The sequence below is a fragment of the Candidatus Accumulibacter similis genome (genome assembly GCA_013347225.1).
GTDB classification, from domain to species: Bacteria; Pseudomonadota; Gammaproteobacteria; order Burkholderiales; family Rhodocyclaceae; genus Accumulibacter; species Accumulibacter similis.
The window spans coordinates 2225647-2239146 of record CP054595.1; the positions used below are offsets into that span (position 1 = coordinate 2225647).

Genomic DNA, 13500 nt, shown 5'->3' on the forward strand with positions numbered 1-13500 from the left:
ATGACGAACCTCGGCCTTCCCGATCCCGAACAGCTCGCGGCGCGCATCCTGCGCGGTGAGCGGGCAGCCGTTGCCAGCGGCCTCAACTTGCTCGACAACCGGCTGCCGGCAGCGCGCGGCCGCGCCGTGCGGCTGCTGGCGTGCCTCTCCGGCGAGCGCTGGCTGACCGCTGGCCATTTGATCGGGGTGACCGGACCACCCGGTGCAGGCAAGTCGTCGCTGGTTTCGGCGATGATACGCGAATGGCGACTGGCCGGCACGACGGTCGGCGTGCTGGCGGTCGACCCGTCCAGCCGGCCCGAACTGGGCGGTGGTGCGCTCCTCGGCGACCGCATCCGGATCAAGACCGCGGCGCAGGATGATGGACTCTTCATCCGTTCGCTCGCCAATCGCAACCAGCTCGGTGGGGTTACCGCCGAGGTCTGGCCGATGAGCTGGCTGATGCTGGCCTGCTTCGACATCGTCGTCATCGAGACCGTCGGCGTCGGCCAGACGGAAATCGACATCGCCGAGATCGGCGACACCGTCTGCTATGTGGCACAACCGGCGTCCGGTGACACGATCCAGTATCTCAAGTCCGGCATCATCGAGATTCCGGACATCTTCGCCGTCAACAAGGCCGATCTCGGCGCCGCGGCGCGCAAGACGGCGAGCGAGATCGGCCGCAGCGCCCCGCGGCAGGATCGCCGCGAGGGATGGGATTACCCGGTCTGCCTACTGAGCGCGACCATGCAGACGGGGATCAAGGAGTTTCACGCGCACTTCGATCGACACCGCCGCTTCCTCGTCGCGGCCGGTCTCCTCGCGCGGCAGCGCAGCCAGCATCAGAGTGCCTGGGTGCTGCGGCTGCTGAAGGAGGAATTCGGCACTTTCGGCCTCGAGCTGGTCGGCGGCCGCGCCGCCATCGAGAAGCGTCTGGGCGAGTATCGGTCGAGCCAGTTTGAGGAGTACGAACGTATGCGAGAGCATATTCTTTCCCGTTTGCTGTCGGTCAATCAACCGACCCTTTCACCATAAAAGGAGCATCTGATGAGCAAGCAACTGTATGCACTTGGCGAAATGCCCCCCTTGGGCGAAGTTCCGGAAAAGATGCATGCCTGGCTGATTCGCCCGGAGCGCTTTGGCAAGCCGACCGATGCATTTCAGCAGGAGGTCGTCAACACGCCGTCGATTGCCGATGACGAAGTGCTGGTCCTGGTGATGGCCGCCGGCATCAACTACAACAACGTCTGGGCGGCGCTCGGCATCCCGGTCAACGTCATCGCCGCGCGCAACAAGGGCGGCGAACCGGAAGATTTCCACATTGGCGGCAGCGACGCTTCCGGCATCGTGTACAAGGTCGGCAAGGACGTCACCAATGTCAAGGTCGGCGATGAAGTGGTCATGCACTGTGGCCAGTGGAGCCGCAACTGCGACTGGGTGAAGAACGGTGGCGATCCGATGTACTCGCCCAGCTTCCGCATCTGGGGCTACGAGACCAACTTCGGCAGCTTTGCCCAGTTCACCCGGGTGCAGGGTCACCAGTGCATGCCGAAACCAAAACACATGACGTGGGAAGAGTCGGCAGCCTATACGCTCGTGGCGGCGACCGCCTGGCGGATGCTGCACGGCTGGGGTGCGAGCTCGATCAAGAAGGGCGATGTGGCACTGATCTGGGGAGGGGCCGGCGGTCTCGGATCGATGGCGATCCAGATTGCCAAGGCGGTTGGCGCCACTTCGGTCGCCGTCGTCTCCGGCGAGGACAAGTACGACTACTGCATGAAGCTCGGCGCCAAGGGCTGCATCAATCGCAACGAGTTCGATCATTGGGGAATGCTGCCACACTGGAAGGACAACGCCGGCTACGCCAAGTGGCTCAAGGGAGTGCGCGCCTTCGGCTCGAAGATCTGGGACATTCTGGGTGAGCGGCGGGCGCCGAACGTCGTGTTCGAGCATCCCGGCGAAACGACGATCCCGACATCGATCTTCGTCTGTGAAACGGGTGGCATGGTGGTGGTCTGCGCCGGCACGACCGGCTACAATGCGACGGTCGATCTGCGCTATCTCTGGATGCGGCAGAAGCGGCTGCAGGGCTCGCATTTCGCCAATGCGGTGCAGTCCAACGAAATGAACCAGTTGGCGCTGCGTGGCCAGCTCGATCCCTGCATGTCGCGCGCCTTCGCTTACGAGGAACTGCCGGTAGCCCATCAACTGATGCACGACAACAAACATCCGCACGGCAACATGTCGGTACTGATCGGGGCCACCGGCTTCGGTCTCGGCGTCAGCGGCAAGGCGCCGGTGACGATCGTTCATCCGACCCTGCCCAAGGGCGACGTCCATACGACGCCGGCCCCATACCCGATGTCGGTTCCGCTGCCGAGCATCGCCGAAGGCGAACCGATCACGATCGCCGACGATGGCACCCGCGTGCGCGACCTGATGCATCGCGGCATCATCTCCTGCACCCCGGACGACAATGTCGGCACGGTCGCCAAGATCATGGTGGACAAGGAGATCCACGCGGTCGTCGTGATGGACGCCGACGGCAGGGCGGTCGGTGTCGTGTCGCAGACCGACATGGTGCTGGCGCGGCAGGGCCGGACTCCGGAGCAGGCTCGGACGATGCTGGCCCGGGAGGTCATGACTCCCGGCTGCGCAACCTGCGATGCGGACATGCTGCTGAGCGACGCCGTCAGCCTGCTGACGGCGCGCCGCATGCATCGCTTGGTGGTCACCGAGAACGAGCAGCCGGTCGGCGTCATCTCGATGACCGACGTCGTGCGCAAGATCATCGGCGAATGAGTTCCGCTTGCGCGAGTTGATCCGCTGTCGTGCCTTCCCCTCCCTTTTCCGGGGAGGGGAATGAGCACGAATTGCCACGACGTTCTTCGGATCGCTTCCCTGCCGTCGCAGCAGGGAAGCGAGACTTCTTCTCGACCGCCTGAACCACAGCCATGAAAGCCATCGTCTGCCGTGCGCTCACCGGGCCCGATTCGTTGTGTCTCGAGGACGTCGCCGAGCCTCGTCCCGGTCCTGGCCAGGTGCGCATTCGCGTCCGCGCCTGTGGGGTCAATTTTGCCGACAGCCTGATCACCCGTGGCCAGTACCAGAAGCAACCGCAGCCGCCGTTCAGCCCGGGTTTTGAGGCTGCCGGCGAGGTTCTCGAACTCGGTGCCGACGTGCAGGGCCTTGCCGTCGGCGATCGGGTGATTGCCCTGACTCCGCACGGGGGCTACGCCGAGCAGCTGGTCGCCGAGGCGACCCGCTGTGTCGCGATGCCGGCAGAGATGTCGTGGGAGGACGGAGCCGCGTTTCCGGTAGTCTTCGGAACCTCGCATGTTGCGTTGTGGCATCGGGCGCGCCTGCGCGCCGGAGAGACGTTGGTCGTGCATGGCGCGGCCGGCGGCGTCGGCCTGACTGCCGTCGTCATCGGCAAGCTGTTGCAGGCCAGGGTCATTGCCACCGCCAACGGGCAGGCGAAGCTGCAGGTGGCGCGTGCAAACGGTGCCGATCACCTGATTGACACCAGCGTGGAAGATGTCCGTCTGCGGATCAAGGAACTCACCGGCGGCCACGGTGCCGACGTCGTCTACGATCCGGTCGGCGGCGACTTGTTCACCGCTTCGCTGCGCAGCATGGCCTTTGAAGGCCGGATCCTGGTGATTGGTTTCGCAGGTGGCGGCGTCCCGCAGATCCCCGCCAATCACCTGCTCGTCAAGAACGTTGACGTGATCGGCGTCAACTGGCCCGCTTACGCCGAAATGCATCCGCAGGTGATGAGCGCGAGCTTCCGGAGGCTGCTGCAGTGGGTGGTCGACGGCGCGATCAAGCCGCATGTTTCTGCGACCTATCCACTCGCACGGGCGGTCGAGGCGCTGAATCAGGTGCTGAGCCGCAAGTCGACGGGTAAGGTCTTGATTGTGATGAACTAGCAATGGCAGGATGCGTCCATCGGCGGTCACGCGGTGGCGGCTGTAGCCTGCCCACCGAGGTATCCGTCGCGAGAATGCTTTGCTTCCCGCGGTCGTGTTCGTCGTCCTGGGGCGAGACCAGGCGCACGGCAGGACCTGCCGGATGATCCGACTGGCGCTGGCAATCGCGAGCGCCTTTTTCCAGGGCGCGGCCAATGCCGCGCCGACGTTCAACAGAAAGGACTGTCATGAATCCACAAAACGGTTACGACATTGAAGATTTGTCGGTCGGAATGAGTGCGGAAACCGCCAAGACCATCACGGATGCCGACCTCGTGCTCTTCGCGGGCGTGTCGACGGACGTCAATGCGGTTCATATGGACGAAGAGTTCGGTCGCACGACGATGTTCGGTGGCCGCATCGCACACGGCATGTTGTCGGCCAGCCTGATCTCGGCGGTGTTGGGAAATCGCCTGCCCGGACCGGGAACGATCTACATGAATCAGTCGCTGCGCTTTCGCGCTCCGGTTCGTCCCGGCGACACGGTTCGCGCCAGGGTGACCGTCAAGGAAGTGATTGCCGAAAAGGGCCGGGTCGTCCTCGATACCGTTTGCACCGTTGGTGACAAGGTGGTCATCGACGGTGAAGCGACGCTGATGCCCACCTCGCGCAAGAAGCGCGAGGCCGCTGGGAAGTAGGATGGCCGACCTCGGTACCGACTTCAGTGCCTGGGTCGGTCGTCAGGAAAGCACTGACGACGATCTCGCGCTGGCGGCCGCGCTGACAGCCGCGGCGACGCTCGACGACAGTTCGACGAGCATCGCTGGCGGCCGAGCGCTGCCGCCGCTCTGGCACTGGTTCTACTTCCTGCCGCGAGTGCCGCAGGCGAGCCTCGGCGTCGACGGGCATCCGCAGCGCGGTGGCTTCATGCCGCCGATTCCCTTCCCGCGACGGATGTTCGCCGGCGCCCGGCTGCGCTTTCACGCGCCGTTGCTGATCGGCCAGCCGGCGCGGCGCGTCGCCACCATTCGCGATGTCCGGTTGAAGAGCGGACGTTCCGGCTCCCTCGCCTTCGTCTCGCTGCATCATGGATATTATCAGGACGATCGCCTCTGCATCGACGAAGAACAGGACATCGTCTACCGCGAACCCGGTCCGGCGCTGCCTGCACCGCCCGTTCTCGACTGGCCGCCGTTGCCGGCGGCCGCCAGCGCGCGTGTCGTCACGCCCGATCCGCGACTGCTCTTCCGCTTCTCGGCGCTGACCTTCAACGCGCACCGGATTCATTACGATCGCCCGTACGCGATCGACGAGGAAGGCTATCCCGGCCTCGTCGTGCATGGCCCGCTGACTGCGGTGCTGCTGATGGAACTGCTGCGGCGGCAGGTGACACGGCCGGTGAAGGAGTACAGTTTTCGCGGTCTGGCACCGCTCTTCGACCTGGCGCCCTTCCGGCTGGTGTGCACCCCGGAGGAGGGCGGCTATGCGCTTGCGGCACAGGGACCCGACGGCACGCTGGCGATGAGCGCCAGGGCAGAGCTTGCCGAGGCGGCCCGCTAGTCGAAACCAGCGGCGGCGACGCCATGGCCATAACCGTCGACGGCGGACTGTGGTCGGCCAGTGGTCAAGGCCATCATGAGCAGGGTTGCTGCCGCAGATCCTGGCCGTTAGCGGAGGCTTTCGACGAGATGATAGATGCGTGTCGCCTGGTCGCGTGGCCAAGGTGTGCTCGGGTCGGTATCGAGTTCACGCGCACGCCTGCAGGCATCCGCGAGGCGCGGGGTGGTTACGAGCGCAGCCACGTCGAAATCGCTCTTGGTACGAAATCCCGGCCATTCGCGGGCCAAAGAGCGATAACAGTCATGCCGGTCGGCGAACGGGCGGTTCGGCAAGACATGCAACCACAGCCAGAGCTCGAAACACGGATTGCTCAGTGCTAGGTGGTAGCGGTTTTTTTGCTTGCCGATTAGCGCCCAAGCGGCGGCGAGTTCGCCCTCACTCCAAGTGTCGCGATCGACGACCGCCCAATATTCGGTGTCTGGACCGGGCTGGCACAGGCGCTCGTAGTCGGTGAGGCGCTCAACGACCTTGAGCGGGCTGGTCTTGTGCCTTGGGTTGTCCAGGACTTTCAACCGAAAGGTCCCGTGACGTCCAGGGTGAAAAGCGGCGAAGTACGACGGTTCCGTCGCATCGCCCTCGGCGGCAATAACGAATAGGCGCTTGGTCTTTTTGAAAGCGCTGCGCCGGGAGATCAAGTGCCGCCTCTGGTATCGGTTGACACAGCGACCGGATCACCGGAAGGCTGCGTCTCGCCCTCGACCGCGGCTATTGAGGCGCGGCGGCCACGCGCCCGGAGCGGCGCTAGGTGCGGGATGCCCGAAAAGCGACCGTCCAGATAGGCTTTTCGAATGTCTCTGTCGGCGCGCAGTCCCTGATAGTCGGCCAGGCTCTCCAACAGCGTCTCGCCGTGCGGGCCGCGCTCGATGAGCCAGATCTCGTCGCGGCGCAGCAGGCGCTGATCCATCAGCTGCAAATCGTGCGTGGTGAACACGAGTTGCGTGCGCGTTGCGCTGCTGCGCGTCGTCAGGTAGTGCTGCAGCAGGGCTTCGGTGAGTTGGTTGTGCATCGAGCGATCGAGTTCGTCGATGACGTACGTGCGTCGCGCGCCGGGGCGTTCGAGGTCGTGCAGGATCGGCGCCAAGTCGAGCAGCCGCAGCGTGCCGTCGCTCTCGTCGACCGTCTCGAAATGCACCTCCCTTCCTTCATCGGTAAGCCGGCGGGTGACAATCCGCGAGGCGACCAGTTCGCCTTCCTTGCGAAAGACCGAGACGCGTTCTCCCCGCGGCCCGCGCAGCATGATGCCCGTGTCGTCGTCGGCGAGCAGGCTACCCAGTTCCTTGGCCATCTCGGCGCCTATACCGCTGTTCGCGAGTGGCTGCTCCCGCGGCTCGACACCGGTGACGCCGGTGCCGGCACGGCTGAGGAGATCGACCGTGTAGTCACGCAAGTCCTGCCGATTCGATCCTTCCAGTTCGAGGGGGAGATACGGCGCGCCTGGCTCGAGAACGATCAGCTGGTCGCGGAACCAGCGGAAAACCGGCGCCAGCAGGCCGAGGTTGCGGTCCATGGCCTCGTGCAGAAAGAGCTGATTCGGTGCTGTACCCTTGGCGACGAAGCGGGCAAACTGCCGGTCATCATCCGCGACCCCAGGCCGCGCCCAGGCGTCGAGTGAGAAGTCGGGCCTGCCTCCCGTGCCCGCCGAGCGCGTGAAGTAGACGCGTTCGGACGACGGGCGGATTTCCGTCAGCGCCTCCTCGACCACTTCGCGGCTGCCGACGGCGAACGCATAACGAAACGCACGTTCCTTGCCGTCGATCTCGAGCAGGATGTCGAAAGACAGGCGCGTTGGCTCCTTGCCAGCGTTCTCGCGCAGACGAAACGGGATGCGCCCGGTCGACGCATCGGGGCGAGTTCCCTTCACGATCAGTCGTTGCGCAAACTCGAGCACTTTGCACAGGTTCGACTTGCCGGCCGCGTTACCGCCCCAGATCGCTGCTGCCTGTAGTAGCCGATGCGCGACGGCTTTGGTCTCCGCCAAGCGCTTGCCGTGTTGCGTTTCTCGCGTCGCTACGAGAGACAATTCAAGCTCGCCGTCAATCGACAGGAAGTTAGCCGCGGAGAAGCGTAGAAGCATTCTTTTCACCTGTAAGAAACAGTTTTCGGTTGATACTAACAAAAAGATGAGGCTTTGAGAGACCGTTTCTCCTAAATCTCATAGAATACTCCTGCTGCCTGCGAACCGGGGGTGCTCCGTGTCGATCTCCGCACGTCGTCTGCTCCCGCGGGTGCTGCGGGGGTGAGCGGCAAGGCAATCCGGGCGAAGCCGACGGGGTCGCCGTGTACCGGCACCAGTAGTCGCAACGTGGCCCGCCGGTCCGGCTGTCACTCGCCGCGGATCAGCGCCACCAGATCGTCGGTCGACGGCAGCGCGCTGGCGTCGCCATCGGCGAGGATGCTGTCGGCGAGGGCACGTTTCTCGTGGTGCAGGTCGACGATCCGTTCCTCGACGGTGCCGCGGGTGACCAGACGGTAGACGGTCACCGGCCGCAACTGACCGATGCGGTGCGCGCGGCCCATCGCCTGGTCCTCGGCCGCCGGGTTCCACCACGGGTCGGTGATGACCACGTAATCGGCGGCGGTGAGGTTGAGGCCGAAGCCGCCGGCCTTCAGGCTGATCAGGAAGAGGTCGCCGTCGCCGGCCTGGAAGGCGGCGACGCGGCGGCTGCGTTCGGCGGCAGGCGTGGCGCCGTCGAGGTACTGGTAGCTGATCCCCGCCTCGTCGAGCGGCGCACGCAGGATCTGCAGGAAGTCGACGAACTGGCTGAAGACGAGGGCCTTGTGGCCGTTGGCGATCAATTCGCCAGCGAGGTCGGCGAAGGCCTGCATCTTGGCGCCGGCGATGCCGAACTCCGGACTGCAGAGGCGCGGGTCGCAGGCGGCGCGGCGCAGGCGGGTCAGTTGCGCGAGGATGTTGAAGCGCGCCTGCGCTGCGGGGGCGTCTTCGAGGGTGGCGTCAATCTCGCGCGCCGCCTCGCGGCGCAGGGCCTCGTAATGCGCCGCTTCGGCGGCTTCGGGGGCGACGCTGAGGATCAGCTCGGTACGCGCTGGCAGATCCTGCAGCACCTCGGACTTCGTCCGTCTGAGGACGAATGGACCCACCAGACGCTTCAGGACATGCTGCGCTTCGCGGTCGCGGTTACGTTCGATCGGCCCGGCGAAGCGCTCGTTGAAGCGGTTGCTGCTGCCCAGCAGACCAGGGTTGGCAAAGCGCATGATCGACCAGAGGTCGGCGAGGCGGTTCTCCACCGGCGTTCCGGTGAGCGCCAGGCGGAAGTCGGCCTGCAGCTCGAATACCGCCTGCGAGCGCTTGGTGGCGGCGTTCTTGATCGCCTGCGCTTCATCGGCGACGAGCGTGTGCCAGGAGCGACCGGCAAAGCGCTCCTGCGCCAGTTGCAGCAACGTGTAGGAGACGATCAGCAGGTCCTGTGGTCCGGCGTTGCTGACCAGCGCCTCGCGTTCGCTGTCGCCCGCCTCGCTGTAGATGCGGGCGTTGAGTGTCGGTGCGAAACGGCGGCATTCGGCGAGCCAGTTGCCGCAGACCGAGGTCGGTGCGATCACCAGCGCCGCTCCGCCCGCGGCCCGTTCGAGCAGTGCGGCGAGGGCCTGCAGGGTCTTTCCGAGACCCATGTCGTCGGCCAGGCAGCCGCCCATGCCGGCGGTCGCGAGGCGCATCGCCCACTGGTAGCCGTCCTCCTGATACGGCCGCAGGCTGGCCTGCAGCAGCCTCGGCAACTGCGGCGCGAGCACTTGGGCATGGCGCAGGCGCTCGATCGCCTGGCGGAAATCCCGGCCGGCGCTGAGCTCGGTGCCGTCGAGCACCTCGTCGAGCCAGGCAGCGGCGACCAGCGGTGCCTTGCCGCCATCCCGGTCGGGCTCGAGCACCGCCGCGAGATCGGCAAGCTTCTGCTTCAGCGAGCGCGTCAGTGCCGCGTAGACGCCGTTGCCCATCGGTACGAAGCGCGATCGGTCGCGGGCGGCGCCGAGCAGGGTCGATAGCTGCAGCACCAGTCCCTCGTCGAGCTTCGCCTCGCCGGCGAGGCGGAACCAGTCCCGCTCACGACTGACGCGCACGCCTAGTTGCCGCGTGCTGAGGGTGACGACACGCACAGTCTTGCCCTTCGGCCACTCGACGGCAGCCAGATCGGACAGGGTCGGCAGCTTCTCGACGGCAGCCAGGGCGTCTTCCGCATCCTCGATCAGCCATTCGCAACTGCGCTCGCTGCTGTCAAGGAAGGGCAGGGCGTCGAGGATCGTCTCGAGGTGCCGCTCCTCACTCGCCAGATCGCGCTCGGTGCCGACCGTTTCGCCGTCGACGACTGCGAGCAACCGTCGGCGGCCGCTCGCTGGTGTCAGTCGCGGCCCGTCGCTGCCGAGTGGCGTCACCACCAGACGCAGCGAGAGCTGGTCGCCGGCCGGCGCCAGCTCGGCGCGCAGGCGTGAGTCGCTGACGACCTGTCGCGCCGCCTGCGCCGAGTCGGCGTGAACCTGGAAACGGGTGGCAAGTGCGCGCAGCGTCTTCTCGACCTCCTCCTGCACACCGGGAGCGCTGGCCGGAATGGCAAAGCGGCCGCTGACCAGCTGCGCCGCCTGCTGCTGCTCGGCCGAGAAGCGCACCAGCCGCAGTCGCTGCGGGCCGTCCCGGATGAGCGTGATCAGGCGCAGCGCTGCGGCTTCGCGCTGCTGTTCGGCATCCATGTAGTATGCCTCGTTGCTGGCATTCGTCCGCAGCGGCGGGTCGATGCGCATCAGGTAGCGGTCGCCCTCGCGAACCAGTTCGAGCGCTGGCGCGCTTTCCGTCAGATCGACGAACTGTTCCGGCGCGTCGGCCAGGATGACCGCCGGATGCCCGACGAGGGCGACGATCGCCGCTGCGAGGTCGAGGTGAAAGCGGCTGTTGTAACGGGGCTCGGGGCGGATGGCACGCGCGACCTTGCCGTCCGCTGCCGCGAGCTGCTGATTGGCGGCGATGCGCGCCAGGCTGATGGGGCGCGGCCGGCCCCAGCCGCGCGGGCCCCGCTTCTGCTCGAGCGGCCGGATGCCAGCGAGGCGGCCGTCCTGGCCGATCGCCACTTCCCACAGCAGCCTGCTCGCGTCACCGGCAGCCTCGGCAGTGCCGGCTGCGCCGCCGAGCGACTGCAGGGCGAGCAGGATCTCGCGCCAGTGTTCGCCGTCGCCCGCGATGAAGAAGGCGGCCGGCGGCTCACGACCATCGAGCACGGCTGCGGCACTGTCGAGCTGGTGCAGCAGTGACTGCATGCGGCAGGCGTTCAGCCTGCTGCGCAGCAGGGCGATGGTCGGTGGCCATTCCCGCCGCGGATCGCGCTCGCCGCCGTCGGCGATCGCCTCGCTGCCCAGCCAGGCGGCGAGCAGGATCGCCCACAGCGAGTCGAGTGGCGGCCCGTACCAGCGGTCGGCGGAGGGGTGCGGGGGCAGGAACGCGCTGCGGACGAGCGCGACCCTGCCGAGGCGGACGTCGATCGCGTGCACCCAGCGTCCCCAGCTCGCTTCCGGGTCAGGCTGGCGTCGGCCGGATTCGGCGGCACAGAACTTGCGCGCCAGTTCGAGGTGGCGAGGCGTTGCCTGGGCGAGCAGCGAAAGCGGGTAGAACCAGGCAATGCTGTCGGGCAGGAAGTGCTTGCTGCCGCCGATCTCGCCGCGGCGTTGCTTGAAGGCGGCTTCGAAGGCGGCCTGTCCGGCAGCCCAGTGACCGTCGAGCACCAGCAGTGCCGCCCGGACGCCGGCGGCCCAGCCGTTGTCGACGCCGGCCAGGGCGCTCTGCAGCAGCCCGGCATCGCCGCGCAGCAACGCCAGGTCGGCGAGTAGCAGGCGCAGGCTTTCGGGCAGCGTGGCGGCGTGCTCAGCGAGCTGTGCAGCGGCCCAGTCGGCGATTGCCAGGTAGTCGGGCGCACAGTGCAGCAGGCAGACGCCGGCGACGGCCTGACAGGCGAGTGACCAGCGTTCGGGTGCATCGATGCGGGCAAAGGTGGGGCCATCGAAGGCCTCGAAGATCGCTCTGAGGACGACGGTATCCCAGTTGAGCACCTGCGAGACGCTGCTCCGGAGCGCCCGCAACTCGGCCGCGGGCGCTCCGCTCAGGTACTTGGCGCGAACGTAGGCAACCGTCGTTGCCAGGCTGCCGGCGCCCCAGTAGTAACCCGATCGGCCCGGGTCGAAATGGGTGGCTTCACAGATCAGCTGAAGCAGCGTGCTGCCCGGGGTCGTCTCGAGCCACTGCCGGTAAAGGGGGGCGCGCAGGCCGTCGAGCAACTGAAAGGCACCGCGACGCAACGGATCCTCGAGCAGCAGATTCCTTCCCGTCAGCTCGTGCCAGGCGTGCCGGACGTCGTTGAGGCTGAAGGCGGTGCCGCCGCTGTCCTGAAGGCGGCTGACGACGAGCAATCGATGCACGTCGACTGGCGAGCGTGCCGTCCACAGCAGCGCGCAGGCCAGCGCCACCCGGTGCGTGTCGGGAGTCAGGCCGAGGGTGTCGAGCCGGTCGATGGCGGCACCGTTCAGCGGGTTCTTGAGCATGGGTTCCTGGCAATGGCCATCGTTGGGCCGGAGGTGACGATCACTGGCGAGCCAGCAGCATCGCATCACCGTAGCTGAAAAAGCGGTAGCGCTGGCGAATCGCGTGTTCGTAGGCGCGGCGGACGGGCTCCCGCCCGGCGAAAGCCGAGACCAGCATCAGCAGCGTCGACTTCGGCAGGTGGAAGTTGGTCAGCAGCCGGTCCACGATCCGGAACTCGTAGCCCGGCGTGATGAAGAGATCGGTTTCGCCGGCACCGGCGCGCAGCTCGCCGGACTGTGCTGCCGCTTCGAGTGCTCGCAGGCTGGTCGTGCCGACGGCGACGACGCGACCGCCACCGCTGCGTGTCCGGGCGATGGCGTCCACCGTCGCGGCGGGAATCGCGAAACGCTCACTGTGCATCCGGTGCTCGGCGAGATTGCGGACGCGCACCGGTTGGAAGGTACCGGCACCGACGTGCAGGGTCAGCCAGGCGGCGCCGACAGCATGCCCGGCGAGTCGCTGCAGCAGCGCGGCGTCGAAGTGCAGGCCGGCTGTTGGCGCCGCCACGGCGCCCGGCGAGCGGGCAAAGACGGTCTGGTAGCGCTCCTCGTCGGCATCCGCGGCAGCGTGCGTGATGTATGGCGGCAGCGGCAGCCGCCCGTGGCGCTCGACCAGGCGCCACAGGTCACCGTCGCCGGCGAGTTCCAGGGCGAAGAACTCGCCCTGCTCGCCGCTGCGACCGCAAACGCGCAAGGGGATCGCGTCCTCGAGCAGGATCAGGCTGCCGGGCCGTGGCGACTTGCTGGCGCGGATCTGGGCGACGGCGTGGCGGGCATCGACGATGCGCTCGACCAGGACCTCGATACGCCCGCCGCTCGCCTTGCGACCGAGCAGGCGGGCGCGGATCACGCGCGTGTCGTTGAACACCAGCAGATCACCGGCGCTGAGCAACGCCGGCAGTTCGTTGAAGCGGTGGTCGCTGATGCCGCTGCCGCACACCTGCAGGAGCCGGCTGCCGCTGCGCTCGGCAGCCGGCTCCTGGGCGATCAGTTCGGCCGGCAGGTCGAAGTCGAAGTCGTCGAGAGTCAGCATCGCAGGGCCCGGAAGAATGCGGCAGCAACTGAAGGGCGGCGACGGACGGCGGGCGTCGGCTTGTTCGCTGCCGCAGAATGCGCGATAATCGCCGCCTCCTGCCGCGCACAGCTCGCGCGCACAGGCCGAGATGGCGGAATCGGTAGACGCAGCGGACTCAAAATCCGCCGCCGCAAGGCGTGGGGGTTCGATTCCCCCTCTCGGCACCACATTGAATTATTGAGGTTTTCCGTCATTCAAGCCTGCTGCGGCCAGCTCCAAAGGCCGTTCATGGGGCAAATTTGGGACAGTGCCGGAAAACTGTCCCATGTAAGCGCGGATCCTCATCGTTTCCCCTGTCCATCCTGCCAGATAATGCTGTCCCGATCGGGACAGTTTGTCGGC

9 protein-coding genes and 1 tRNA gene are annotated in these 13500 nt (G+C 66.6%); 6 read left to right on the top strand and 4 right to left on the bottom strand.

Translation table 11 applies throughout. The features are described 5' to 3' along the window. From HT579_10205 to HT579_10225, 5 genes are all read left to right on the top strand, one after another. On the top strand, positions 1-1017 hold the full coding sequence (locus HT579_10205) for a methylmalonyl Co-A mutase-associated GTPase MeaB (protein QKS29250.1): 1017 nt from the start codon (positions 1-3) through the stop codon (positions 1015-1017). A gap of 12 nt (positions 1018-1029) precedes the next feature. Beyond that, entirely contained in the window at positions 1030-2784 is a 1755-nt protein-coding gene (ccrA, locus tag HT579_10210; GenBank protein ID QKS29251.1) for a crotonyl-CoA carboxylase/reductase, read from the top strand. Positions 2785-2936: 152 nt separating this feature from the next. Next, complete coding sequence (locus HT579_10215) at positions 2937-3914, top strand: NADPH:quinone oxidoreductase family protein (protein QKS29252.1); 978 nt, start codon at positions 2937-2939, stop codon at positions 3912-3914. A 227-nt stretch (positions 3915-4141) separates the two neighbouring features. Continuing rightward, the gene (locus HT579_10220; protein QKS29253.1) at positions 4142-4591 is read left to right on the top strand and encodes a MaoC family dehydratase; all 450 of its coding nucleotides are present in this window, start codon (positions 4142-4144) and stop codon (positions 4589-4591) included. Between the two features lies 1 nt (position 4592). Continuing rightward, a complete protein-coding gene (locus HT579_10225; GenBank protein ID QKS29254.1) occupies positions 4593-5453 on the top strand; it encodes an acyl-CoA dehydrogenase in 861 nt (286 codons plus the stop codon). 107 nt (positions 5454-5560) lie between these two features. Here HT579_10225 and HT579_10230 read toward each other — a convergent pair whose 3' ends face one another. The 4 genes from HT579_10230 to queA all read right to left on the bottom strand — a co-directional run bounded on the left by HT579_10230 (position 5561) and on the right by queA (position 13116). Further along, positions 5561-6148 carry an RloB domain-containing protein gene (locus HT579_10230; GenBank protein ID QKS29255.1) on the bottom strand — a complete coding sequence of 196 codons (588 nt, stop codon included), beginning with the start codon at positions 6146-6148 and terminating at the stop codon, positions 5561-5563. Continuing rightward, positions 6145-7587, bottom strand: coding sequence for an ATP-binding protein (locus HT579_10235; GenBank protein ID QKS29256.1), 1443 nt, complete (start codon positions 7585-7587; stop codon positions 6145-6147). The genes HT579_10230 and HT579_10235 overlap by 4 nt, the downstream gene beginning before the upstream one ends. A 248-nt stretch (positions 7588-7835) precedes the next feature. Further along, positions 7836-10769, bottom strand: coding sequence for a DEAD/DEAH box helicase (locus HT579_10240; GenBank protein QKS31597.1), 2934 nt, complete (start codon positions 10767-10769; stop codon positions 7836-7838). A 1315-nt stretch (positions 10770-12084) separates the two neighbouring features. Continuing rightward, positions 12085-13116, bottom strand: coding sequence for a tRNA preQ1(34) S-adenosylmethionine ribosyltransferase-isomerase QueA (gene queA / locus HT579_10245; protein QKS29257.1), 1032 nt, complete (start codon positions 13114-13116; stop codon positions 12085-12087). Positions 13117-13240: 124 nt separating this feature from the next. On the opposite strand from queA, the gene HT579_10250 reads away from it, so the two are divergent. Beyond that, positions 13241-13325: transfer RNA gene (locus HT579_10250), tRNA-Leu, on the top strand. The last annotated feature ends 175 nt before the right edge of the window (positions 13326-13500 follow it).

Bases quoted from the DNA above. Each gene is read 5' to 3' on its own strand.
- HT579_10205 (QKS29250.1), top strand. From the start codon at position 1: ATGACGAACCTCGGCCTTCCCGATCCCGAACAGCTCGCGGCGCGCATC.
- HT579_10225 (QKS29254.1), top strand. From the start codon at position 4,593: ATGGCCGACCTCGGTACCGACTTCAGTGCCTGGGTCGGTCGTCAGGAA.
- HT579_10220 (QKS29253.1), top strand. From the start codon at position 4,142: ATGAATCCACAAAACGGTTACGACATTGAAGATTTGTCGGTCGGAATG.
- queA (QKS29257.1), bottom strand. From the start codon at position 13,116: ATGCTGACTCTCGACGACTTCGACTTCGACCTGCCGGCCGAACTGATC.
- HT579_10235 (QKS29256.1), bottom strand. From the start codon at position 7,587: ATGCTTCTACGCTTCTCCGCGGCTAACTTCCTGTCGATTGACGGCGAG.
- HT579_10215 (QKS29252.1), top strand. From the start codon at position 2,937: ATGAAAGCCATCGTCTGCCGTGCGCTCACCGGGCCCGATTCGTTGTGT.
- ccrA (QKS29251.1), top strand. From the start codon at position 1,030: ATGAGCAAGCAACTGTATGCACTTGGCGAAATGCCCCCCTTGGGCGAA.
- HT579_10240 (QKS31597.1), bottom strand. From the start codon at position 10,769: ATGCAGTCACTGCTGCACCAGCTCGACAGTGCCGCAGCCGTGCTCGAT.